Origin of the sequence: Aeromonas sp. s12, from assembly GCF_040907925.1 — a bacterium.
In the GTDB taxonomy this organism is placed as follows: Bacteria; Pseudomonadota; Gammaproteobacteria; order Enterobacterales; family Aeromonadaceae; genus Aeromonas; species Aeromonas veronii.
Window position 1 is genome coordinate 106713 of the sequence record NZ_JBFOCT010000022.1, and the last position, 21201, is coordinate 127913.

General features: G+C 57.1%; 23 protein-coding genes. 18 read left to right on the forward strand and 5 right to left on the reverse strand.

The features are described from left to right. The first annotated feature begins 51 nt into the window (after nt 1–51). Both rluC and AB5Y67_RS10210 read left to right on the forward strand, forming a co-directional pair. Complete coding sequence (gene rluC, locus AB5Y67_RS10205) at nt 52–996, forward strand: 23S rRNA pseudouridine(955/2504/2580) synthase RluC (protein WP_005351815.1); 945 nt, start codon at nt 52–54, stop codon at nt 994–996. Then, nucleotides 996–1559 (forward strand): HAD family hydrolase, encoded by a 564-nt coding sequence (locus AB5Y67_RS10210; protein ID WP_150389125.1) that lies wholly within the window; start codon nt 996–998, stop codon nt 1557–1559. Before rluC ends, AB5Y67_RS10210 begins: the two co-directional genes overlap by 1 nt. 100 nt (nt 1560–1659) lie before the next feature. Here the strand turns inward: AB5Y67_RS10210 and AB5Y67_RS10215 are convergent, their stop codons facing one another. Continuing rightward, complete coding sequence (locus AB5Y67_RS10215; RefSeq protein WP_064340027.1) at nt 1660–2241, reverse strand: nucleoside triphosphate pyrophosphatase; 582 nt, start codon at nt 2239–2241, stop codon at nt 1660–1662. 119 nt (nt 2242–2360) lie between these two features. Here AB5Y67_RS10215 and yceD point away from each other — a divergent pair, with 119 nt between their 5' ends. The 15 genes from yceD to AB5Y67_RS10290 all read left to right on the forward strand — a co-directional run bounded on the left by yceD (nt 2361) and on the right by AB5Y67_RS10290 (nt 14544). Then, a complete protein-coding gene (gene yceD / locus AB5Y67_RS10220; RefSeq protein WP_013723766.1) occupies nt 2361–2882 on the forward strand; it encodes a 23S rRNA accumulation protein YceD in 522 nt (173 codons plus the stop codon). Nucleotides 2883–2901: 19 nt separating this feature from the next. After that, a complete protein-coding gene (gene rpmF / locus AB5Y67_RS10225; RefSeq protein ID WP_005300935.1) occupies nt 2902–3069 on the forward strand; it encodes a 50S ribosomal protein L32 in 168 nt (55 codons plus the stop codon). Nucleotides 3070–3078: 9 nt separating this feature from the next. Further along, on the forward strand, nt 3079–4098 hold the full coding sequence (gene plsX, locus AB5Y67_RS10230; protein ID WP_005351844.1) for a phosphate acyltransferase PlsX: 1020 nt from the start codon (nt 3079–3081) through the stop codon (nt 4096–4098). A gap of 7 nt (nt 4099–4105) precedes the next feature. Next, the gene (locus tag AB5Y67_RS10235) at nt 4106–5065 is read left to right on the forward strand and encodes a beta-ketoacyl-ACP synthase III (protein WP_064337923.1); all 960 of its coding nucleotides are present in this window, start codon (nt 4106–4108) and stop codon (nt 5063–5065) included. Between the two features lie 71 nt (nt 5066–5136). Next, on the forward strand, nt 5137–6072 hold the full coding sequence (gene fabD / locus AB5Y67_RS10240) for an ACP S-malonyltransferase (protein ID WP_150390525.1): 936 nt from the start codon (nt 5137–5139) through the stop codon (nt 6070–6072). Nucleotides 6073–6085: 13 nt separating this feature from the next. After that, entirely contained in the window at nt 6086–6820 is a 735-nt protein-coding gene (gene fabG / locus AB5Y67_RS10245; protein ID WP_005351850.1) for a 3-oxoacyl-ACP reductase FabG, read from the forward strand. A 158-nt stretch (nt 6821–6978) separates the two neighbouring features. Then, entirely contained in the window at nt 6979–7215 is a 237-nt protein-coding gene (gene acpP, locus AB5Y67_RS10250; protein WP_005300909.1) for an acyl carrier protein, read from the forward strand. An 82-nt stretch (nt 7216–7297) separates the two neighbouring features. Next, complete coding sequence (fabF, locus tag AB5Y67_RS10255; protein WP_005360452.1) at nt 7298–8539, forward strand: beta-ketoacyl-ACP synthase II; 1242 nt, start codon at nt 7298–7300, stop codon at nt 8537–8539. A 68-nt stretch (nt 8540–8607) separates the two neighbouring features. Next, nucleotides 8608–9414: an aminodeoxychorismate lyase gene (gene pabC, locus AB5Y67_RS10260; RefSeq protein ID WP_150389124.1), complete on the forward strand. Its 807-nt coding sequence runs from the start codon at nt 8608–8610 to the stop codon at nt 9412–9414. After that, on the forward strand, nt 9404–10405 hold the full coding sequence (gene mltG / locus AB5Y67_RS10265) for an endolytic transglycosylase MltG (RefSeq protein WP_005333156.1): 1002 nt from the start codon (nt 9404–9406) through the stop codon (nt 10403–10405). The genes pabC and mltG overlap by 11 nt, the downstream gene beginning before the upstream one ends. Continuing rightward, nucleotides 10405–11046, forward strand: a complete 642-nt coding sequence (gene tmk, locus AB5Y67_RS10270) for a dTMP kinase (protein ID WP_150389123.1) — start codon at nt 10405–10407, stop codon at nt 11044–11046. Before mltG ends, tmk begins: the two co-directional genes overlap by 1 nt. Next, nucleotides 11031–11978, forward strand: coding sequence for a DNA polymerase III subunit delta' (holB, locus tag AB5Y67_RS10275; RefSeq protein WP_150389122.1), 948 nt, complete (start codon nt 11031–11033; stop codon nt 11976–11978). The genes tmk and holB overlap by 16 nt, the downstream gene beginning before the upstream one ends. Nucleotides 11979–12003: 25 nt before the next feature. Next, nucleotides 12004–12783 (forward strand): TatD family hydrolase, encoded by a 780-nt coding sequence (locus tag AB5Y67_RS10280; RefSeq protein WP_199428501.1) that lies wholly within the window; start codon nt 12004–12006, stop codon nt 12781–12783. A gap of 373 nt (nt 12784–13156) precedes the next feature. Beyond that, a complete protein-coding gene (locus AB5Y67_RS10285) occupies nt 13157–14098 on the forward strand; it encodes a tyrosine-type recombinase/integrase (RefSeq protein ID WP_223849302.1) in 942 nt (313 codons plus the stop codon). Between the two features lie 173 nt (nt 14099–14271). Further along, nucleotides 14272–14544, forward strand: coding sequence for a RepB family protein (locus AB5Y67_RS10290; RefSeq protein ID WP_325793772.1), 273 nt, complete (start codon nt 14272–14274; stop codon nt 14542–14544). 226 nt (nt 14545–14770) lie between these two features. Here the strand turns inward: AB5Y67_RS10290 and rsmF are convergent, their stop codons facing one another. The 4 genes from rsmF to AB5Y67_RS10310 form a co-directional block, all read right to left on the reverse strand. Then, the gene (gene rsmF, locus AB5Y67_RS10295) at nt 14771–16201 is read right to left on the reverse strand and encodes a 16S rRNA (cytosine(1407)-C(5))-methyltransferase RsmF (RefSeq protein ID WP_199428516.1); all 1431 of its coding nucleotides are present in this window, start codon (nt 16199–16201) and stop codon (nt 14771–14773) included. Nucleotides 16202–16345: 144 nt separating this feature from the next. Continuing rightward, nucleotides 16346–18898, reverse strand: a complete 2553-nt coding sequence (locus tag AB5Y67_RS10300; protein WP_150389118.1) for an MlaD family protein — start codon at nt 18896–18898, stop codon at nt 16346–16348. A gap of 55 nt (nt 18899–18953) precedes the next feature. Beyond that, the gene (locus tag AB5Y67_RS10305; protein WP_199428517.1) at nt 18954–19556 is read right to left on the reverse strand and encodes a paraquat-inducible protein A; all 603 of its coding nucleotides are present in this window, start codon (nt 19554–19556) and stop codon (nt 18954–18956) included. Then, the gene (locus tag AB5Y67_RS10310; protein ID WP_199428518.1) at nt 19540–20166 is read right to left on the reverse strand and encodes a paraquat-inducible protein A; all 627 of its coding nucleotides are present in this window, start codon (nt 20164–20166) and stop codon (nt 19540–19542) included. Before AB5Y67_RS10310 ends, AB5Y67_RS10305 begins: the two co-directional genes overlap by 17 nt. Before the next feature lie 147 nt (nt 20167–20313). On the opposite strand from AB5Y67_RS10310, the gene prpB reads away from it, so the two are divergent. After that, a complete protein-coding gene (gene prpB / locus AB5Y67_RS10315; protein WP_199428524.1) occupies nt 20314–21201 on the forward strand; it encodes a methylisocitrate lyase in 888 nt (295 codons plus the stop codon).

Here is a 21201-nt window from a genome sequence, read left to right on the forward strand (position 1 = left end):
TTTCAACAAACCATGCAGCCAAGGGGCGCTGGCAGTGTTAAAATCCGCGCCATGACACAGATACAACAACAAGTGCAGCTGCTCACCATCGAAGCTGAGCATGACGGGCAGCGCATCGACAATTTTCTCAAGACTCAGCTAAAGGGCGTCCCCAAGAGCCTGATCTATCGCATCCTTCGCAAAGGCGAAGTGCGGGTAAACAAAAAGCGCATCAAACCGGAGTACAAACTCTGCGCAGGTGACGAGGTGCGGGTGCCCCCCGTGCGCGTTGCCGAGAAGAATGAGCTGCCTTCGGCAAACCTCGGGGTTATCCAGCGTCTGGAGAGCCAGATCCTGTTCGAAGACGATGCCATGATCGTGCTGAACAAGCCCTCCGGCATGGCAGTACACGGTGGCAGCGGCCTGAGCTTTGGTGTGATTGAAGGGCTGCGTGCACTGCGGCCGGAAGCCCGCTTCCTCGAATTGGTTCATCGACTGGATCGCGACACCTCCGGTGTATTGCTGGTTGCCAAAAAACGCAGCGCCCTGCGCAGCCTGCATGAGCAGTTGCGCGTCAAGACTATGCGCAAGCAGTATCTGGCGCTGGTTCGCGGCAAATGGCAGGCTCACGTCAAGGTGGTCAATGCGCCGCTGCGCAAAAACGACCTGCAGTCTGGCGAACGGGTGGTGCGGGTCAGTGCCGATGGCAAGCCCTCCGAAACCCGGTTCCGTATCGTGCGTCAATTTGCCGAAGCGACTCTGGTCGAATGTAGCCCGATCACCGGTCGAACTCACCAGATCCGCGTGCACACCCTGCATGCCGGTCATCCGATCGCCTGTGACGATAAGTACGGTGAAGCAGCATTTGACGAGAAAATGCGCAGCCAAGGTCTGAAACGGCTCTTTTTGCATGCCTGGAAGCTCAGCTTCACCCATCCGGCCGATGGTCGCGAGATGCAGGTCGAAGCGCCGCTTGCACCTGAACTCGACAACTTCCTCAACGGCTTGCCACGCTGATGCAGGATATCCGGCTCGCCATTTTCGATTGGGACGGTACCCTGATGGATTCGGTGGGCCGGATTGTGGCCTGTGTGCAAGAGGCCGCCAGATATTGTGAGCTGGCGGTACCTGCACCAGCTCAGATCCGGCAGATCATCGGATTGAGCCTCGATGTCGCCATGTCCCGTCTGTTCCCTTTAAGTAGTGGCTGTGCCTTTGATGAGCGCCAGATTGCCGCACTCATCGATCGCTATCGTCATCACTATCTGCACGATGCCACCCCCAGCCCGCTGTTTGCAGGGGCAGGGGAGTTGCTGCATGATTGGCGGTCACGAGGGCTGCAACTGGCCGTCGCGACCGGCAAATCACGCCGTGGGCTGGATCGGGTATTGGATGAGCTGGGGCTGTCACCCCGGCAGGCCGTCATGATCGGCGACTCTGTTCACGATATGGCGATGGCCGAGGCAATTGCCATGCCGCGCATTGGCGTTACTTGGGGTGTAGATAGCCGCGATGCCCTCAGTCGTCACGGGCCAGTGGCGGTGGTGGATTCTATGGCGGCTCTTCGCGGGCTGTTATAGACGCCTCTCTTTAAGAGACATCGATCTGATTGATAACAGAAGCCCGGTCTATTGACCGGGCTTTTTATATGCTCGATCTAGCTTATCTATTCGTCCGCGATCAGGGCAGGGCAATACCGTGGCGCTCCAGCAGCTCGATCAGGCCGATCAGCGGCAGACCGATCAAGGCGTTAGGATCGCGCCCTTCCAGCCCCTTGAACAGCACGATCCCCATCCCTTCGCATTTGAAACTGCCCGCACAATCGAGGGGCAGTTCAGCCTCTACATAGCGGCGAATGGCGGATTCGTCGAGATCGCGAAAGTGGACCGTAAACGGTTCAATCAATTGATGAATCTCATTGGTTGCAGCGTTAAGTACGCACAGCCCGGTGTAAAAGGTGACGCTGCGACCTTGAGCCGCCATCAGCTGGGCGATGGCATTGTCGATGCTGCCCGGTTTGCCGAGGATGTGATTATCGCAGACACACACCTGATCAGATCCGATGATCAAACCGTGATCACGTTGCCCGGCGATGGCATCAGCCTTGGCACGAGCCAGTCTGGCCACCAGCGTCTCGGCGGATTCGCCAGCCAGTGGTCGCTCATCCACATCGGGGGCGGCACATTCAAAGGGGAGACCGAGCTTCTCCAGCAGGGCTTTGCGATAGCGAGAAGTTGAGGCGAGGATCAGATTCTGTGGCATAATCGAGTTACCGATGAAAGCAGGTACCGGCATTCTAGGGACTTGTGACGTTAAAATCATCGGCGGTAAGGACTTTTTCCTTTGACTATCAGTTGTTGGACCTATATTATTCGCGCCCTATGCAAAAGGTGAAGTTGCCCGTTAAGGTTGATCCAGTCCGTAGTGCCTTGAAGCTGCTCGATTACATCGGGATAGTGGAAAAGTCGCAGATGCCCAGGCTGGAGGAATCAACCGCTGGCTTGCAGAGTGATATCGATGTATCACTGCACTTTGGCAAAGATGTCCAGAAGTTGACCGTTATGAAAGGCACTGCCCATGCCAAGGTTGACCTGGTTTGCCAACGTTGCGGAGAGACATTCGAACACCTCTGTGAAGCTGAATTTATCTACACTCCGCTGTTCGAAAGAACAAACGAGGAAGAACTGCCGGAAGCTTATGAGCCCATTGAGTTGGACGAAAACGGCGAGATAGATCTTCATCAAATCCTGGAGGATGAACTCATCCTCTCGTTGCCTCAAGTCGCTATGCATTCTCTGGATGCATGCCCGAGAGGAAACATGGAGATGACCTGGGGTGAAATCGAACCTGCTGATGAGCGGCCGAATCCCTTTGCAGTTCTTGAAGAGCTTAAACGTAAGTGAATTTAGGAGTTAGCCTACAATGGCCGTACAACAGAACCGTAAAACCCGTGCCAAGCGTGGCATGCGTCGTTCCCACGATGCGCTGACCACCGCTGCCCTGACTGTTGATCAGACCAGTGGCGAAATTCATCGTCGTCACCACGTGACTGCCGATGGTTTCTACCGCGGTAAAAAGGTAATCGCTTAAGGATTGCCTTTGTCTACGCAAACTGTCGCGCTAGACATCATGGGGGGAGATATTGGCCCCTCGGAAACAGTGCCTGCCGCCGTGCAGGCACTGTCTCTTTTACCTCAGCTAAAACTGATCCTGGTCGGCGACCAGCACCAGACCTCCTCTCTGCTGCAGCAACATGGTTTGCTGAATCATCCCCGAGTCCGTTTCGTACATGCATCCCAAGTGGTTGGCATGGGCGATAAACCGATCGTGGCGCTGCGTACTCTGAAAGACTCCTCCATGCGGGTGGTACTCAATCTGGTGAAAGCCGGTGAGGCCGATGCCTGCGTCAGTGCCGGCAATACCGGTGCGTTGATGGCGATGGCCAAGTGCGTGCTCAAATCCCTGCCCGGGGTCGATCGGCCGGCACTTATCAAGGCGCTGCCGACATTGAGCGGCAAACGCACCGTGATGCTGGATCTAGGCGCCAACGTCAGTTGCGATGCGGATACCTTGCTGCAGTTTGCCGTGATGGGCTCCGTCGTGGCCGAAAAGGTAGAAGGCATTGCATCCCCCCGTGTTGCCTTGCTCAACATCGGCGAGGAGGAGATCAAGGGCAACGATCTGGTGCGCCACAGCGCCGAATTGTTGCGTCAGTGCCACGCGCTCAATTATGTCGGGTTCGTCGAAGGGGATCGCATCTTCAGCGGTGACAGCGATGTGATTGTCTGTGACGGTTTTGTCGGCAATGTCGCCCTCAAGACGGCAGAAGGGGTGGTGCGGATGATGGCCCAGCTGGCCGGATATCCCCGCAAGAAACGCACTTTTCTTGGTCGGATCGCCGGATTTATGTTCAAACGGCGTTTTTCTTACCTGAACCCCGACCAGTATAACGGGGCAAGTCTGTTAGGATTGCGCGGCATTGTGGTAAAAAGTCATGGGCGGGCCGAACGGCGCGCCCTGTGTAATGCGATCCTGCTGGCCGCACAAGAGGCCAAACATCAACTTCCACTGCAAATAGCAGATCGCCTTGAAGCTGTCTTCTCTGACAGGGATCTATAAGAACTCTATGCATAGCAAAATTCTGGGTACTGGCAGCTACCTGCCGAGTTCAGTGCGTACCAACGCCGATCTTGAGCAGATGGTTGAGACCAGTGATGAGTGGATCGTGGAACGCACCGGTATCCGTGAGCGCCGTATTGCCGGGGCTGACGAAACCGTTGCCACCCTCTCTTACCAGGCCGCCCTGCGGGCCCTGGAAGCAGCCGGTCTGACCGCTGCCGATCTCGATATGATAGTGCTGGCCACTACCAGTGCTGAAAATGCCTTCCCGGCTGCTGCCTGCGAGCTGCAGGGGCTGCTCGGCGTACCGAGCATTCCTGCCTTTGACGTGGCTGCTGCCTGTGCCGGTTTCACCTACGCACTCTCTATTGCCGATCAGTTCGTCAAATCGGGCGCCGCCCGCCATGTGCTGGTCGTCGGGGCCGATGTACTCTCCCGCATGTGCGATCCACAAGATCGCGGCACCATCATCCTGTTTGGTGACGGGGCAGGGGCTGTGATTGTCGGTGCCAGCGAGACGCCGGGTATCCTCTCTACCCATCTTCATGCCGATGGCCGTTATGGCGAGCTGCTCAAGCTGCCGCACCCTCGTCGCGGCATGCCGGGTGCCGAGCTCGAAGCCTACATGTACATGAAAGGCAACGATGTCTTCAAGGTCGCGGTCACCCGTCTGAGTGAGATCGTCACCGAAACGTTGGCCGCTGCAGGTATCGAGCCGAGCGAGCTGGACTGGCTGGTGCCGCATCAAGCCAACTTCCGCATCATCAGTGCCACCGCCAAGAAGCTCGGTATGAGCCTCGATAAAGTGGTGCTGACCCTCGACAAGCACGGCAATACCTCTGCCGCTTCTGTTCCGGTCGCCTTCGACGAAGGGGTGCGGGATGGCCGGATCAAACCGGGTCAGCTGGTACTGCTGGAAGCCTTTGGTGGCGGTTTTGCCTGGGGCTCGGCGCTGGTTCGCCTCTGATCTTCGGCGGGATGGTGCGCCCATCATCCCGTCACCGATTTCATTTTTGTCTTATCTAAAAGGAATCAATGATGACCCAATTTGCCATTGCCTTCCCGGGACAAGGTTCCCAGTCCGTTGGCATGCTGGCCGAGCTGGCCGAACAACATGCCGTGATCAAGGAGACCTTCGCCGAGGCGAGTCAGGTGCTGGGTTATGACCTGTTTGCCCTGGTGATGAATGGTCCGGTTGAAGATCTGAACAAAACCTGGCACACCCAGCCTGCGCTGCTGACGGCCTCTGTCGCCCTGTGGCGCCTGTGGCAACAGCTGGGTGGGGCAACCCCCGCCGTCATGGCGGGTCACAGCCTGGGTGAGTACTCCGCGCTGGTTTGCAGTGGCGCACTTGATTTTGCCGATGCGGTCAAACTGGTCGAGCTGCGTGGTCTGGCCATGCAGGAAGCGGTACCCGAAGGCACCGGCGCCATGGCTGCTATCATCGGTCTGGATAACGAATCCATCGCCGCCAACTGCGAAAAAGCGGCACAAGGGCAGGTGGTCTCTCCGGTCAACTTCAACTCCCCGGGCCAGGTGGTTATCGCCGGTCACAAAGAGGCCGTTGAGCGCGCCAATGTGCTGATGAAAGAGTCTGGCGCCAAGCGTGCGTTGCCGCTGCCAGTCTCCGTGCCGTCTCATTGCGCGCTGATGAAACCTGCCGCAGAAAAACTGGCAGCTGCGCTGGACGGGATCGAGATCAAGGTTCCAACCATCGCGGTCATCAATAATGTCGACGTATCCTGTGAACAGGATCCGGCCGCCATCAAGCAAGCGCTGGTACGTCAGCTGTTCAGCCCGGTTCGTTGGACCGAGACTGTCGAGCGGATGGCCAATGAGGGTGTTACCCTCGAGATCGAGATGGGACCGGGCAAAGTGCTGACCGGGCTCGCCAAGCGCATCGACAAGCGCGTGGAAGGTATTCACGCCAACGATGCCGCCTCTTTCGAGCAGGCGCTGGCCCAGATCAAGTAAACAGGAGCAAGTGATGAGCTTTACCGATAAGGTTGTGTTGGTGACCGGTGCCAGTCGTGGCATCGGCCGTGCGATTGCCGAAACATTCGTGGCCCGTGGCGCGAAAGTGGTCGGTACCGCGACCAGCGAGAGCGGTGCCGAGGCGATCAGCGCCTATCTGGGTGACAATGGTTGCGGCATGGCACTGAACGTGACCAGCCAGGAATCCATCGAAGCCGTCTTCGCCGCCATCAAGGCGCGCTTTGGCGACATCGACATCCTGATCAACAACGCGGGGATCACCCGTGACAACCTGTTGATGCGGATGAAAGATGACGAGTGGAACGAGATCATCGATACCAATCTGACCTCGCTTTATCGTCTGAGCAAACCGGTGTTGCGTGCCATGATGAAGAAACGTCACGGTCGCATCATCAGCATTGGCTCCGTGGTGGGAACCATGGGCAATGCTGGTCAGGTCAACTATGCTGCCGCCAAGGCCGGTCTGGTTGGTTTTACCAAATCGTTGGCGCGGGAAGTGGCATCCCGTGGTATCACAGTGAACGCGGTTGCTCCCGGTTTCATCGAAACCGACATGACCCGTGCCCTGAATGACGATCAACGTGCCGGCATCATGAGTCAGGTGCCTGCCGCCCGTTTGGGTGATCCAAAAGAAATTGCCGCAGCTGTGGTATTCTTGGCTTCTGATGAAGCAGCCTATATCACCGGCGAAACCCTGCATGTTAATGGCGGGATGTACATGGTGTAATCAATTTGTCGTAAGATCTGTTCAAATTTGCGATAGTACGCCGAAGTTTGGCACATTTCGTGGTTTGACCAGCGGCAAGCTACTTGCAAACTCACGTCAATTGAATAAACTACCCCAACCAGACGCAAATAGCGTATTTTTAAAGGAAAATTCAGGTCATGAGCAACATCGAAGAACGCGTAAAGAAAATCATCATCGAACAACTGGGTGTTAAAGAGGAAGACGTTAAGAACGCTGCCTCCTTCGTCGACGACCTGGGCGCTGACTCTTTGGATACCGTTGAACTGGTAATGGCGCTGGAAGAAGAATTCGATACCGAAATTCCTGATGAAGAAGCCGAGAAGATCACCACTGTTCAAGCGGCTATCGACTACATCACCGCTAATCAGGAATAAGTTCCTGTTCTAAGAGAAGCGGCCCAAGGGCCGCTTCTTTTGTATTTGTTCCCTTTCAAAACACCTCTCGGAGACTACCTCAGTGTCAAAACGCAGAGTCGTGGTGACCGGCTTGGGGATGCTTTCCCCGGTGGGTAACACTGCCGAATCCAGCTGGCAAGCACTGCTCAACGGGCAGAGCGGCATTTCCCTTATCGAACATTTTGATGCCAGCGAGTTTGCAACCCGCTTCGCAGGTCTGGTCAAGGATTTCGATCCCGAGCAGTACGGTATCAACCGTAAAGACGCTCGCAAGATGGATCTCTTCATTCAATACGGCATCGCGGCCGGTATGCAGGCGCTGGATGATTCCGGCCTGACCATCAATGAAGAGAATGCCGAACGTGTCGGCGTGGCGATTGGCTCCGGTATCGGCGGTCTGGGTCTGATTGAACAGAACCACGAAAGCTTGGTCAACGGCGGCCCGCGCAAGATCAGTCCCTTCTTCGTTCCGTCCACCATCATCAATATGGTGTCCGGTCATCTCTCCATCATGAAAGGTCTGCAAGGGCCGAACATCGCCGTGACTACCGCCTGTACCACTGGTACCCATGCCATCGGCATGGCGGGCCGGATGATTGCTTACGGTGATGCCGACGTGATGGTCGCTGGCGGTGCGGAGAAAGCCTCCACCGCGATGGGGATGGGTGGTTTTGCTGCCGCCAAGGCACTCTCCAACCGCAACGACGAGCCGCAAAAAGCGAGCCGTCCGTGGGATAAAGATCGCGATGGTTTCGTGCTGGGTGACGGTGCCGGTGTACTGGTACTGGAAGAGTACGAGCACGCCAAGGCCCGTGGCGCCAAGATCTACGCCGAGCTGGTCGGTTTTGGCATGAGCGGTGACGCGTACCACATGACTGCGCCTCCTGCAGATGGCAACGGTGGCGCTCGTGCCATGAAAAATGCAATCAAGGATGCCGGCATTGCCCCCGAGCAGATTGGTTACATCAACGCGCACGGTACCTCCACCCCGCTGGGTGATGTGGCTGAACTGCGTGGCATGAAGTCGGTGTTTGGTGAGCACGCCAAATCCCTGATGGTCAGCTCCACCAAGTCCATGACCGGTCACCTGTTGGGCGCCGCCGGTGCCATCGAGGCGATCATCACAGTGTTGGCCCTGCGTGATCAGGTGGCTCCGCCCACCATCAACCTGGACAACCCGGATGATGAGTGCGATCTGGATCTGGTACCCCATGTGGCCAAGCCAGGTAGCTTCGAGTACGCCCTTTCCAACTCGTTTGGTTTTGGCGGCACCAATGGCTCACTGATCTTCAAACGCGTATAATTTGCCGCAGGGCAAAGACACAGGCCCGATACTGCCGGTATCGGGCCTTTTTTATCGGAGGGATCCCTTTGCTTATCAATGGAATGAAGCTTGATACCATCTCGGCCCATGATCGGGGGTTGGCTTATGGTGACGGTCATTTCACCACCATGGCGGTCAGGGAGGGGCGCGTGTTGCAGTGGCCTGCCCATCTGGCACGGTTGCAGCAGGCGAACAACCGGTTGGGATTGGTTGAACCGGACTGGGATCTCTTGACCCGGGAGGTTGAAGAGATGGTGGCCGAGCAGCCACAATGCGTGGCCAAGGTGATCCTGACCCGCGGCGAAGGGGGGCGGGGCTATGATGGCAGCGGATGTCAGCACACAACCCGGATTGTCACTCTGGCGCCATTTCCCACTCACTATGGCCAGTGGCAACAGGAGGGGATCGATATAGTGGTGTGCCGCCAGCGGATCGGCGATGCGCCCATGCTGGCCGGGCTTAAAACTTTGAATCGTCTGGAGCAGGTATTGCTGAAAAGCGAACTTGTCAGTCGAAATGCAGTCGAAGGGATAGTGCTTAACAGTCGCGGTTTTCTCATTGAAGGGGTCAGTGCCAATCTGTTTTGGCGTCGGGGCAAGACGGTGTTTACGCCCGATCTCGCCCGCGGTGGTGTCGATGGCATCATGCGCCGCCAGGTGATGGCGATGCTGAAACAGATGAGTATTGAGTTGCGTGTGGTAGAGGCTCCGCTGGAGTCACTATGGCAGGCTGAAGAGGTGTGGCTCACCAATACCCTGATGGGGATCGTGCCGGTCAATGGCATAGAGGATATTCACTATCCCCCAGCGGTATTGAGTCGCCGTTTACAGGAGCGTTTGGTCATTGAAGTTTAATCGGCTTTACACCCTGCTCGCGGGGGCGGCACTGACGGTAGCCGCTGCCGGGGGCTATGTACATTACAAATGGCAACAGGTAGAGACGCTCACCAACAAGGGGCCGACCCGGCTCTTTACGGTGGAGAAGGGCGCCCATGCGGCGCGCCTCATCGCCGAACTGGGTGAGGGGGAAACCAGCCCTTGGGCGGTGCGGCTTTGGCTGCGCAGCCACCCCGAACTGGTGGCCATCAAATCGGGCACCTACGAAATCAAGGAAGGGGCCCCTCTCAAGGAGACCCTTTCTCTGTTCGCATCGGGTAAGGAGTTTCACTTCAGCCTCACCTTCGTCGAAGGTTCCCGTTTCGAGGATTGGCAGAAGCAGCTCTCCAGCGCCCCATACCTTGAGCGATTGACCGTCGAGCAATCCGAAGCCGACCTGGCGCAGGAGCTCGGCATCGAGAATGGCAAGCTGGAGGGGTGGTTCCTGCCGGAAACCTACGCCTATACCACCCATGCCAGCGATCTCTCGATCCTGCGTCGTGCCCATCAGGATATGGAGACTTTCCTGCAGCAGAGCTGGGAGAAACGTCAGGCCAACCTGCCTTACAAGACCCCCTACGAGGCGTTGATCATGGCCTCCATCATCGAGAAAGAGACCGGCCAGCCGGACGAGCGGGCGCAGATCGCCTCCGTATTCGTCAACCGTCTGCGTCTGGGCATGAAGTTGCAGACTGATCCCACCGTCATTTACGGGGTGAAGGATCGCTACGACGGCAACATTCGCCGCAGTGATCTGACCGACAAGAATCCCTACAACACTTATGTGATCGACGGTCTGCCGCCCACGCCCATCGCCATGCCGGGCAAGGCCTCCATCGAAGCAGCGCTCAACCCCAAATCGACCGACTATCTCTACTTTGTCGCCAAGGGGGGCGGTGCCCACTATTTCTCCAAGACCCTCGATGAACACAATCGGGCGGTTCGCGAATACATATTGAAGAAACCCTAATGTCTAAATTTATTGTGATCGAAGGATTGGAAGGGGCAGGGAAGAGCTCGGCCGTGCGTTATGTGACCGACTATCTGCAGCGCCACGGCATCAACCGGATCGAGTGCACCCGCGAGCCAGGTGGTACGCCGCTGGCCGAGCGGATGCGGGCCATCGTCAAAGAGGTGCACGACGAGCGCCTCACCATCGAGGCGGAATTGCTGCTGATGTATGCCTCCCGGGTACAACTGGTGGAGACCCGCATCAAACCCGCACTGGCCGACGGTGTCTGGGTGGTGGGGGATCGCCACGATCTCTCCTCCCAGGCCTATCAGGGTGGCGGCCGTGGTATCGATGCACCGCTTATCGGAGCCATCAAGCAGGCAGTGCTCGGCAACTTCAAGCCGGATCTCACCCTCTATCTCGATATCGATCCTGCCCTTGGCTTGCAGCGCGCGCGCCATCGTGGCGAGCTGGATCGCATCGAACTGGAGCAACTGAGCTTCTTCGAGCGTACCCGAACTCGTTATCTCGAACTGGCCGCCAAGGATGATTCCATTGTGGTGATCGATGCGGCGCAAACGCCGGAACAGGTCAAAGCTGCCATCGAGCGTGCATTGGATCACTATCTGTCGAACGAGCACCTATGTATCCCTGGCTGATCCCCGACTGGCATGCCCTGAGCCAGACGGCCCAGTCCGGTCGTCTCGGCCACGCCTGGTTGTTGCTGGGCGATCCCGGTCTTGGCAAGGATCAACTGGCTGAGCGGCTGGCGCGTTTGCACCTTTGCCAACAACCGGATCGTGGAGAGCCGTGTGGTCAGTGCCACTCCTGCCAGCTGTTTGACAAGGGCAACCACCCGGATCTCGGCACCATAACGCGCGACAGCAAGACCATCGGGGTCGAGGCCATTCGAGAGATCTGCACCCGGCTGCAGGGCTCTGCCCAGCTCGGCCGTGGCAAGGTGGTGATCATTCCTGATGCGGAGCGGATGACCGAATCGGCAGCCAATGCCCTGTTGAAAACCCTGGAAGAGCCGGCCGGCGACAGCTTGCTGTTGCTGATTGCCTCCCAGGTTTCCCGGTTGCTTCCGACCATTCTCAGTCGCTGTCACAAACATGTCTGTCAGTTGCCTGCGGAAGGGGAAACAGTACGCTGGTTGGCCGAGCAGGGTCATCAGGCCACTCTGGCTCAGGTGCGGATCTGTCAGGGGGCCCCGCTGCGGGTACTCGACTATATCGAGCAGCAACAGGACGGTACTCGCCGCGAACTGCTGGAGCAGTTTGTCGCCCTGAGTCAAAGTCCGGTCAAGGCGACGGCATTGTGCAGCCAGCTTGGTCAGGAGACGCAGGTCAGGTTGCACTGGTTGCAGCTCTTCTTGTGCGATGCCCTGAAAACCCAGGCCGGATGTGGTCACCATCAGCTGGCAATGCCTGATCTGGCCATCTTGAGTCAACGGTTGGCGGAGCAGCACTCCAGCGAAAAACTGCTGGAGGCAGAACAAGATCTGGTTGCCCTGAAAGCGGCATGTCAGCCGGGTCAGCTCTCCAATCCCACCATCCATCTGATGAACTGGCTCAGTCGCTGGTTATAAGTACCGACAAGCAGAAAGGTTTTATATGTTACTCGTTGATTCCCACTGTCATCTCGATCGCCTCAGCTATGGCAGCAAGCAGACCAGCTTGGCTGATGTACTGGCAAAGGCCGCGAAACTGGACGTGGGATATTTTCTCTGTGTCAGTGTGACTCAGGCACAGTTCCCGACCATGCTCGAGGCGATCTCTCCCTATCCCCAGGTATTTGCCTCTTGCGGGGTACATCCGCTCAATCAGGAACCCGGGGTGGATGCAGCCTTGTTGCTGACACAGGCTGCTGACGCAAGAGTGATCGCCATCGGCGAAACTGGGCTCGACTACTTCTACTCCCCCGAGAACAAAGAGGTGCAGCAAGCCTCCTTTCGTGAACATATTCGGATCGCTCGTGCACTGAACAAGCCACTGATCATCCATACCCGCGATGCCCAGCAAGATACCTTGCAGATCATGCGTGAAGAGGGAGCTGATCAGGTTGGCGGTGTGCTGCACTGCTTCACCGAATCCCTCGAAATGGCAGAAGCAGCAATGGCGATGGGGTTCTATATATCCATCTCCGGGATCGCCACCTTCAAAAATGCGTCTGCATTGCAAGAGGTGGTCAAGGCACTTCCCCTTGACAGATTGCTGGTCGAAACCGACTCGCCCTATCTAGCACCCGTGCCGCATCGGGGGAGGGAGAACGAACCCGCCTTTGTGCGAGACGTTGCCCAGTTTATTGCCGATCTGCGTCAGATTCCGCTTAATGAATTGGCGGACGCCACCAGCCGGAATTTCTTTGAACTATTCAAACTGGCGAAAAAATAACACAGAAGCCCCGTTGCTCGGGGCTTTTTATATTTCAAATGCCAAGCTGATTACCCACCTGAATATCAACACCGAACCGTGTTATCTCTCACGTCTTCCCAGTCTATGTAACCTGTTCATCCATATAAACTGAGTCGAATCATATTCCGATGTTTCGTTTATCTAATGTGGCCAAAGGGTATAAAAACATCAGTCTTTAAGTATCGATAATATTCATTATCGATACTTGATGTATGGAGAGGATCCTGTAAGATCCTCCCAAACTTCATATGAATCATAGAGTTCCGTGGCATATCCATCCTCGTCCAATCCAGCTCATCAGTCACTGCAGACTGTTTTCGATGCACAGCTTAATAGTCGGGCACGCCGCTTTTTGCGCAGTGCAAAAGCGGTTTCCACACTCAATGCCTATCAGGCGGATACCCGTATTTTTGTCTTCTGGTGCCAATTGCACGGGCTGGATCCGCTGCAAGCGACCCATCACGTCATTATGAATTTTCTCGCTGATCAGGCCGACGGCGTATTGGCCGACTGGGTATGGCTGGATAAAGAGGAGGGGAAGGGGGAGCTGCGTAACGGTGAACCTCGTAAACCGGCAACCCTGGTAAGGCGTCTGGCGGGGATCCGTTATGCCTTCAAGCAGAAAGGCATCCATCCCATGCCCACCGAGCATCCTGAAATCAAGGAGATGATGCGCGGTATTGTCAGGTTGGGTGATAACCGTAAGCGCAAAACGGGGGCGTTGACTCTGCAACCCCTGACCCAGGTGCTGGATGGCATCGACACCCATGATCTGGCGGGCTTGCGTGATCACACCCTGCTACTGCTGATGTTCAGTGGCGCCTTGCGCCGTTCGGAAGCTGCCAGAATTGAGGTGAGCGATCTCGATTTTGTGGGGCAGGGGATCCGCCTTCGCCTCAAACCGAGCAAGCATCAGCTGCATGAAACCGAGATAGCCTTGATCCCGGGCAAGCACTATTGTCCTGTGTCGGCTCTGCAAAACTGGCTACACAAAAGCCGCATCAGCGAGGGGCCGCTATTTCGGCGTATGAACCGCTGGGGGCAACTGATGGCTGAACCACTCGGCCCCCAGGGCATCAATCTGATGATCAAGCGGCGAACAGGTCAAACCATCGACGATCTCTACGTCAGTGGCCATAGCCTGCGGCGCGGATTTATCACCTCGGCGGTGACTGCCGGCAAACCGATGAACAAGATCATTGAAGTCACTCGCCACAAGGATATGCGAACCCTGCAGGAGTATTTCGATGACGCCCACAAATTCTCCGATCATGCCCTTGATGGCTTGCTCTGATATAACTGCGTCACTTCGTTTTTTATGTTAAATGATATCTTGTTGATCTGATGATATATTTGCCGTGCAGCCAGCAGCCCAAAGGGGAAGGGCCATCTTCCTATGGATAATGGCATGTGATGAGAGATAACAAATCCGGAAATGGAACATCGCAAGGACATATGAGCCAAGAAATGACAGTGCGTGAAGAGCAAGAGGCGGTGCCCCAAAACAATGCCGAGCGGCAGCGCCAACATGTAAAACGCAAGCAGGAGACCCATACCCGGCTGCAATGCTGGATCAGCAATCGCCACGCCGAACGATTGACCGCACTGGGTCTTCATCTCGAAGACAGTCAGGCATCACTCATCGAGCAGGCGATCGATCTGCTCTACCAACATGAGCTGGGTAGAGAACCTCCGTTTGAAAACAGAGTCGCCACACAGGTCGAAGAGACCGTTGAATAGACACAAGAGTGAAGTAACAGCGATACGTGAAGAGATAAAAAAAGCCAGGTACGAATTCCTTGTACCTGGCATAGGGGAATTGGCTCCTTGCAGAGCCGTGCGCTAACTGGTGTTCGGATTGCCTTAAGCTTAGACAAGGCTCAAGGCTTTTCAAGATCCGAAGAAAAGTTCAACCAGAGTGTGGGTATTTCAGACTCGTTCAAGTGCTTATGCACCGAACGGCCCACTACGCATTGAACAGATTGTTGTCACGCACCAGCTCGCGGGGGAGGGCATTTTTGACCCGACTACCCACCCATTTCCCCATCCCCAGGGTATGTCCCTGATAGCGGACGATCACCTCGCCAGTGCCAGCATCCTGTTCTGGCCAGACATCCCGCCCCATCATGAATTCCCGCGCATTGGCGCTATCCAGCTCGACCACGCCCTTGCTCGCTTTATCGCCATAGGCCAGTGCCCACTCATGAGTGAGGCGATAACCTTTCTTGAAGGTTTCGGCCAACTTGATGCCGATGCGATCGAAACGCAACTTGCCCTGCACCTGATCAAACCGCTGGGGGAAGAGCCAGATCTCGTCATTGCGGCCAAACAGCTGACCCTGCGGTGCCACCCCAAAGTTGGCTTCGATCTCGCGCAATATGGGTTCCGCCTCTTTGGCAGGAAGCGGCGCAAAGGGGAATTTACCCAGCTTGCCCGGCTTGAACATGGTGTTGGGCACCGAGTGATGCTTGCGCAATCTGGCGACGAAAAAGCCCTCACTGTCGAAGATCTGGGGCCAAACGTGCAGGTATCCTTCGGATGTACAGGCCTGCTCTGCATAGGGGAACAGGTCAGCCAGCGAGTCAAAACTCAAGGCATCGCCAAACTTGTCCAGCAAGGATTGGCAAACCGCTTGGTTCTCCTGCTCACTCAAGGTGCAGGTGGAGTAGACCAGTACGCCACCCGGTTTCAAGGCATGGAAGGCGCTCTCCAGCAACCCTTGTTGCACCGCCGCAATCTCGTCGATGCTCTCGATACTCCAGTTGCGAAGCGCATCTTCATCCTTGCGCACCGTACCTTCACCGGAGCAGGGGGCATCGAGCAGGATGGCATCGAAGGTCTCCGGCAACCACTGGCCAAATACCTTGGCATCAAAATGGGTCATACCTACATTGGTCACGCCGCAGCGCTGGATATTGGCGCTAAGCACTTTCAACCGGCTGCTGGAAAACTCGTTGGCAACCAACATCCCCTGATTGTTCATCAGGGCGGCTATCTGGGTGGTCTTGGAGCCGGGGGCCGCCGCTGCATCCAGCAACATACCATCCGCTTTGATCTTGTCGCTGGCAAAGAGCGCCGTCACCGGCAGCATGGAGCTCGCTTCCTGAATGTAGAAGAGCCCGCTCAAGTGCTCGGCGGTGTTGCCAAGTGGGACGGTTTCATCGCTGCGGGTCAGCCAGAAGCCGGTATCACACCAGGGCACAGGGTCAAGCTGCCAACCCAGTGGCTTCATCAGGGCGACGAAATCCGAGACGGCGACCTTCAAGGTATTGACCCGAATGCTGCGGCGCAGCGGACGTCGACAACTGGCCACAAACTCATCCATCGAGAGATGGGCCGGCATGATGGCCGCAATGTGACGTAAAAAGTAATCGGGAAGGAAGGTGTTGTCGTGCACTGTGCCGTCTCGTTGACCGAAAAAGAGGGGCGATATCCTACCACAAGGCTAAGAATATTCTGAATCTGAACCCTATCAACAGGCACCGGAATATAAAAAAGCCCGGCACTGTGCCGGGCTTGGATGAGATACAAAGGGAAGAGATCAGGGCTGGATACGCGGACTCCACTCCAGCCACTCTTTCTCGGCCTTGCCATAGAGCGGATAGCTGTGGCCAGCCTTGACTGTTGGACCCATCTCTCTCTCCGGCGTATTGAAAGCAATGCCGCCGGCCAGCAGGCTCTGCACCGTCTCAACTTCGATAGTGCCGCCGGTCAGCCCGATATCCGCCTTGACCCCGGAGACATTCCAGAAACGGGAGTTGGCCCGCACCAGATGGGCATACTCCTGATCTACGTTAACGTCGATCACCACCTCGCTGCCATCCCGAGCCAGCGCCACCTTGGTGACACTGCCCACCACCATCTTGCGAAACAGTAGCGGACTGCCAATGCTCAGGCCATTGACTGAGGGGCTCTTGAGGGTCAGGGCCAGACCCACCGGGCCGACCTGACTCAAGGGGAAGCGATCTTTGCCTGCGCCTTTACCGGGTTGTGCTTCTACAAACGCCCCCTTGATCAGGGTATCGAGGTGAGCGACACCGCCCAGCCCCAGCTTGGCCTGCACCAGAGTAAAGCGGGCGCCGGACTGCAGGAAACGCTCGGCATAGTGGCCATCGAGTTCCGCCTTAAAGATCACCTGACCCAGAGACGGCTCCAGCTCGATCTCTTCAATTTTGCCGATATCGACCCCACGATAGCGGATCGGGCTGCCAATCCCGAGCCCCGGATTGCTCTCTGCTACCAGTGACAGTTGGCGCACCTTGGCCTTGGCTTGCTCCCTGGAATCGAACAGTTGATGGCTGCTGCGGCCATTGGCCAACCGATCAAACTCGATGGCACCCCGTAGCAGGGTACCGAGGTTGCCCACCTTGACCTGCACCCCATCGACCCGCACCTTGGTGTCGATGGCCGGTTTTTTCCAGAACTGGGGTTGCTGGGCGAGGAGGGGAGCATAGACCCCATCAATCTCGAGTTCGATCTCGACCCCCTCTTTGGCGGCGCGCAGCTGTTTGACCCTGCCCGCTTCCAGCCCCAGATAGAGCACAGGCGAGCCAATGCCAATGCCATCGGCCTGATCTGCCTTGAGCAACCAGCGCTGCGGCTTGGCATCACGGGTACCGAGCAGTGCCAGCTCCTGACTCGGGTAGAGACGGTTAATCCGCTCGCCACTTCTGGCTTGTATCAGCTTGATCCCGCCTCCCAACCAGGCACTGGCCGGACTGGTTTCTACCTTGATGCCGCTCAGATCGGCATCGATCTGCAGCGGGGAAGCGCGATAGAAGCGGGCACGGTTGAGCAGATGACCATAGTTCGGCGCCATCACCAGCTCGACGCTGGCATTGCCGCGTGCATCCAGGGTGAGCTGGCTGATACGGCCCACCTGCAATCCCTTGTACCAGACAGGAGCATCCTGATTGAGCCCCGCCAGATCGTCAGCCTGCAGCGTCACCTTGGTGCCGCTCTGGGGGGCGCGATCGGTCAGGGTCATCTTCTCTACCGGTTTGCCCGCCACATAGTCGAGGCGAATGGCCGGGCCGGAGAGCAGGCGATCTGCATGCTGCACGCCGGTCGCGGAGAGAGAGACGCTCTCCCACACCAGTTGACTCTTGTCGGTAATGCGATAAGCCTGCTCCGGGTTGATCAGCGCTGTGACCATCCGGCCTTTGTCGGTGAGGCGAATGGGGTCGATACGACCGATCTCGATCCCCTCATAGAGGATGGGCATCCCCTCCTTGACCGGAAGATCGCCAGCCGCAATGTCGATACGCGCACCGCGCGCTGCTTCCGCCAGCCCTTTGTAGAGGACGAAAGTCTGTCCCTTCTCCGGTGCCGGTGAATCTTTGGGCGAGTCAAAGGCAATGCCGCCGCTCAGAATGGAGGTGAGGCTGCCGGCCTCCACGCTGACGCCAGCCAGACTGAAGGAGCCCTTGATGCCACTGATGTTCCAGAAGCGGGTATCAGCTTTGACCAGATGTTCGAAACGCGGCTCGATCACCAGATCCAGAATGACGTTCTGGTTGTCTTGACCCAGGCGCGTATTGATGACGCTGCCAACCTCGATACCGCGGAAATAGAGCTTGGCGCCAATCCCCACCGAACCCAGCGAATCGGCGGTCAGGTGCAGCATGCGCCCCTGAGCCTGATAGCCGGGGGGAGGGCCCTCCAGTGCATCAAAGGTCTCCTCCAGCGGATTGCTTTCACGCCCCGGTTGCAGGTTGATGTAGTTGCCGGAGACCAGGGTATCGAGGCCGGAGATCTCGGTGAGCGACGCCTTGGGGCTCACCAGCCAGAAGTCGGATCCCTTGCGGATCAGCGGTCTGGCACGGCTGTCAATCTTGGCCATCACCGCAATCTTGCGGCCATCTTCAGCTAGCTCCAGCTCTTGCACCACGCCGATGGCCACCCCCTGATAACGAACCTGGGTTTTACCCGGCAAGATGCCGTTGCCCTGGGCGAAGTTGATCTGGATAAGCTGGCCACGGCTCAATACCTGCTGATAGAGAAAGCCACCTGCCAGCAGCAGGGCTATCAGGGGTAACAGCCAGACCGGCGATAACCAGCGACGCTTTTCGATGACGGGTTCAGCCCCGATCATAGTGACTCCTTATTGGCTGGATTAAACAGCACATCAGACAAAAACAGAGAAATCATCAACGGGCCGCCTTGTCCCATAGTAAACGGGTATCAAGCATGCGAGCCGACATCATGGTCAGCACCACCACACCGGCAAAGGCGGTGGCCCCCGGGCCTGCGCGGACACTCAGCAGCACACCCCGATCGACCAGTGCCACCATCAGCGAAATCACGAACAAGTCCAGCATTGACCAGCGACCAATAAAATCGATCACCCGATACATCACCAGCTGGCGCTTGCGCCGCACCGGTTTGGTCCGCTGCAACTGCCAGCAGATCCAGCCCAGACCCAATATTTTGCCCACCGGCACCAGTATGCTGGCGGTGAGGACTATGGTGGCAATCCCGCTCATTTTGCTGCGATAGAGCATCATGATACCGCTGAAGATGGTATCTGACTGCAGTAACCCCTTGTTGTAGAAATGGGTAATGGGCAACAGATTGGCAGGCAGCAACATGAAGGTGGCGAGCGCCAGCAAGCCCCACGACCAGGCGAGGGAGCGGGGAATGCGCACCTGCAATTTGCTGCTGCAACGGGGGCAGACTGCCCCGGCTTGATAACGCACCAGCAAACCACAGGTATGGCAGCGGCAGAGCCCCATCTCACGGGCGCTGGTCATGTTCCACCTCCTTTAACGGGATCCGCGCCCAGTAGGGGGCGGGGTCAAACAGGATCAGCAGGGTCATGTTGAGCAGCATCAGAATACCGAGGCTGAGCAAGCCGCCACCGAGGCGCACATCGGCGATGTCGATCAGTTTGAACAGGGCAACCAGCAGGCTGACGATATAGACCTCCAGCATGGCCCAGTGGCGAAACACCTCGACCAGCTTCAAGGTGACGGGAAGAATGTGCCAACGTTTGGCCAGACCCGAAGCCAGCACAAAGATCCCCGCCAATAATCCCACCGGCGCCAACACGGCGCACCAGAGCACCAGGCTGGCCACCCACCATTCGCCCTCGCCAAACAGCACCAGAATACCGCGCAGCAGGTCGGCGTCGGTGTTGACCCCAGCCAGCCGCAGATAGATCAGCGGCTCAAAAAATGCGGAGGGCAGCAGCAGAAATCCGGTGATGGTCAGGGCCATCAACTGGGAGGGACGAAAGGCATAACGGCCATAGAGATGTTGGTGACAACGCGGGCAGTGGGCATGGCGACGCAGCGGCAGTGCTTTGCGCTGGATCAGCAAGTCGCACGCCGGACAGACAATCACGGAACTGGGCTCCATCATACAATTCAACCTGTTGAAGGAATTGGTGAAATTTACCCTAAAACCGGTTTCCTGTCTTGCCTGCGGCCGGAATGTTACGAAAGTATAATTGACGTTAACGTAAACGTGATATTAGATAGCCAGACTAGACAGGTGAAAGGAGTCATGATGTCCAGTTTGTCCCCCTCGGCAGGCCTGCGCTTTCGCACCGCCCTTGCCAATGAACATCCCCTGCAGATCGTCGGCACCATCAATGCCTATATGGCGCTGATGGCCGAACGCAGCGGCTTTCAAGCTCTTTATCTCTCCGGCGCCGGAGTGGCCAATGCCTCCTATGGCTTGCCGGATCTCGGCATGACCTCCCTCAACGACGTGCTGATCGATGCCGAGCGGATCACCGCCGCAACCCGTGTGCCGCTTCTGGTCGATATCGATACCGGCTGGGGCGGGGCATTCAATATCGCCCGCACCATCCGCGCGTTCGAGCGGGCCGGAGTTGCCGCCGTCCATATGGAAGATCAGGTGGCCCAAAAGCGCTGCGGCCACCGTCCCAACAAGGCGGTGGTGTCGCTGGAGGAGATGTGCGATCGCATCAAGGCGGCAGTAGATGCTCGCGAGAATAGCGAGTTCGTCATCATGGCCCGCACCGATGCGTTGGCGGTGGAGGGGATGGAGTCGGCTCTTGAACGCACCGCTGCCTATGTGGCCGCCGGTGCCGACATGATCTTCGCCGAGGCGGTGACCGAGCTTGCCCAGTACGACCAGTTCAAGCAGGCGGCCAAAGTGCCGATCCTCGCCAACATGACCGAGTTCGGCAAAACCGAGCTGTTTGACAAAGAGCAACTGGCCGCCCACGGGGTCGACATGGTGCTCTATCCCTTGAGTGCCAACCGCGCCGCCAATCAGGCCGCCCTCAACGTCTATCACCATATTCGCCAGGATGGCCATCAAAGGGCTGTCGTGGAGACCATGCAGACCCGGGAGTCACTCTACGACTTCCTCGGATATCACCACTACGAGCAGACACTGGATCGTCTGTTTACAGCCAAGGAATAG

Excerpts from the sequence above, each read along its gene's own strand:
- rluC (WP_005351815.1), top strand. The coding sequence starts at position 52 with ATGACACAGATACAACAACAAGTGCAGCTGCTCACCATCGAAGCTGAG.
- AB5Y67_RS10235 (WP_064337923.1), top strand. The coding sequence starts at position 4,106 with ATGCATAGCAAAATTCTGGGTACTGGCAGCTACCTGCCGAGTTCAGTG.
- AB5Y67_RS10310 (WP_199428518.1), bottom strand. The coding sequence starts at position 20,166 with ATGATGGAGCCCAGTTCCGTGATTGTCTGTCCGGCGTGCGACTTGCTG.
- rpmF (WP_005300935.1), top strand. The coding sequence starts at position 2,902 with ATGGCCGTACAACAGAACCGTAAAACCCGTGCCAAGCGTGGCATGCGT.
- yceD (WP_013723766.1), top strand. The coding sequence starts at position 2,361 with ATGCAAAAGGTGAAGTTGCCCGTTAAGGTTGATCCAGTCCGTAGTGCC.
- fabD (WP_150390525.1), top strand. The coding sequence starts at position 5,137 with ATGACCCAATTTGCCATTGCCTTCCCGGGACAAGGTTCCCAGTCCGTT.
- prpB (WP_199428524.1), top strand. The coding sequence starts at position 20,314 with ATGTCCAGTTTGTCCCCCTCGGCAGGCCTGCGCTTTCGCACCGCCCTT.
- AB5Y67_RS10290 (WP_325793772.1), top strand. The coding sequence starts at position 14,272 with ATGACAGTGCGTGAAGAGCAAGAGGCGGTGCCCCAAAACAATGCCGAG.
- fabG (WP_005351850.1), top strand. The coding sequence starts at position 6,086 with ATGAGCTTTACCGATAAGGTTGTGTTGGTGACCGGTGCCAGTCGTGGC.
- AB5Y67_RS10305 (WP_199428517.1), bottom strand. The coding sequence starts at position 19,556 with ATGACCAGCGCCCGTGAGATGGGGCTCTGCCGCTGCCATACCTGTGGT.
- AB5Y67_RS10280 (WP_199428501.1), top strand. The coding sequence starts at position 12,004 with ATGTTACTCGTTGATTCCCACTGTCATCTCGATCGCCTCAGCTATGGC.
- AB5Y67_RS10210 (WP_150389125.1), top strand. The coding sequence starts at position 996 with ATGCAGGATATCCGGCTCGCCATTTTCGATTGGGACGGTACCCTGATG.
- tmk (WP_150389123.1), top strand. The coding sequence starts at position 10,405 with ATGTCTAAATTTATTGTGATCGAAGGATTGGAAGGGGCAGGGAAGAGC.
- AB5Y67_RS10215 (WP_064340027.1), bottom strand. The coding sequence starts at position 2,241 with ATGCCACAGAATCTGATCCTCGCCTCAACTTCTCGCTATCGCAAAGCC.
- holB (WP_150389122.1), top strand. The coding sequence starts at position 11,031 with ATGTATCCCTGGCTGATCCCCGACTGGCATGCCCTGAGCCAGACGGCC.
- acpP (WP_005300909.1), top strand. The coding sequence starts at position 6,979 with ATGAGCAACATCGAAGAACGCGTAAAGAAAATCATCATCGAACAACTG.
- AB5Y67_RS10300 (WP_150389118.1), bottom strand. The coding sequence starts at position 18,898 with ATGATCGGGGCTGAACCCGTCATCGAAAAGCGTCGCTGGTTATCGCCG.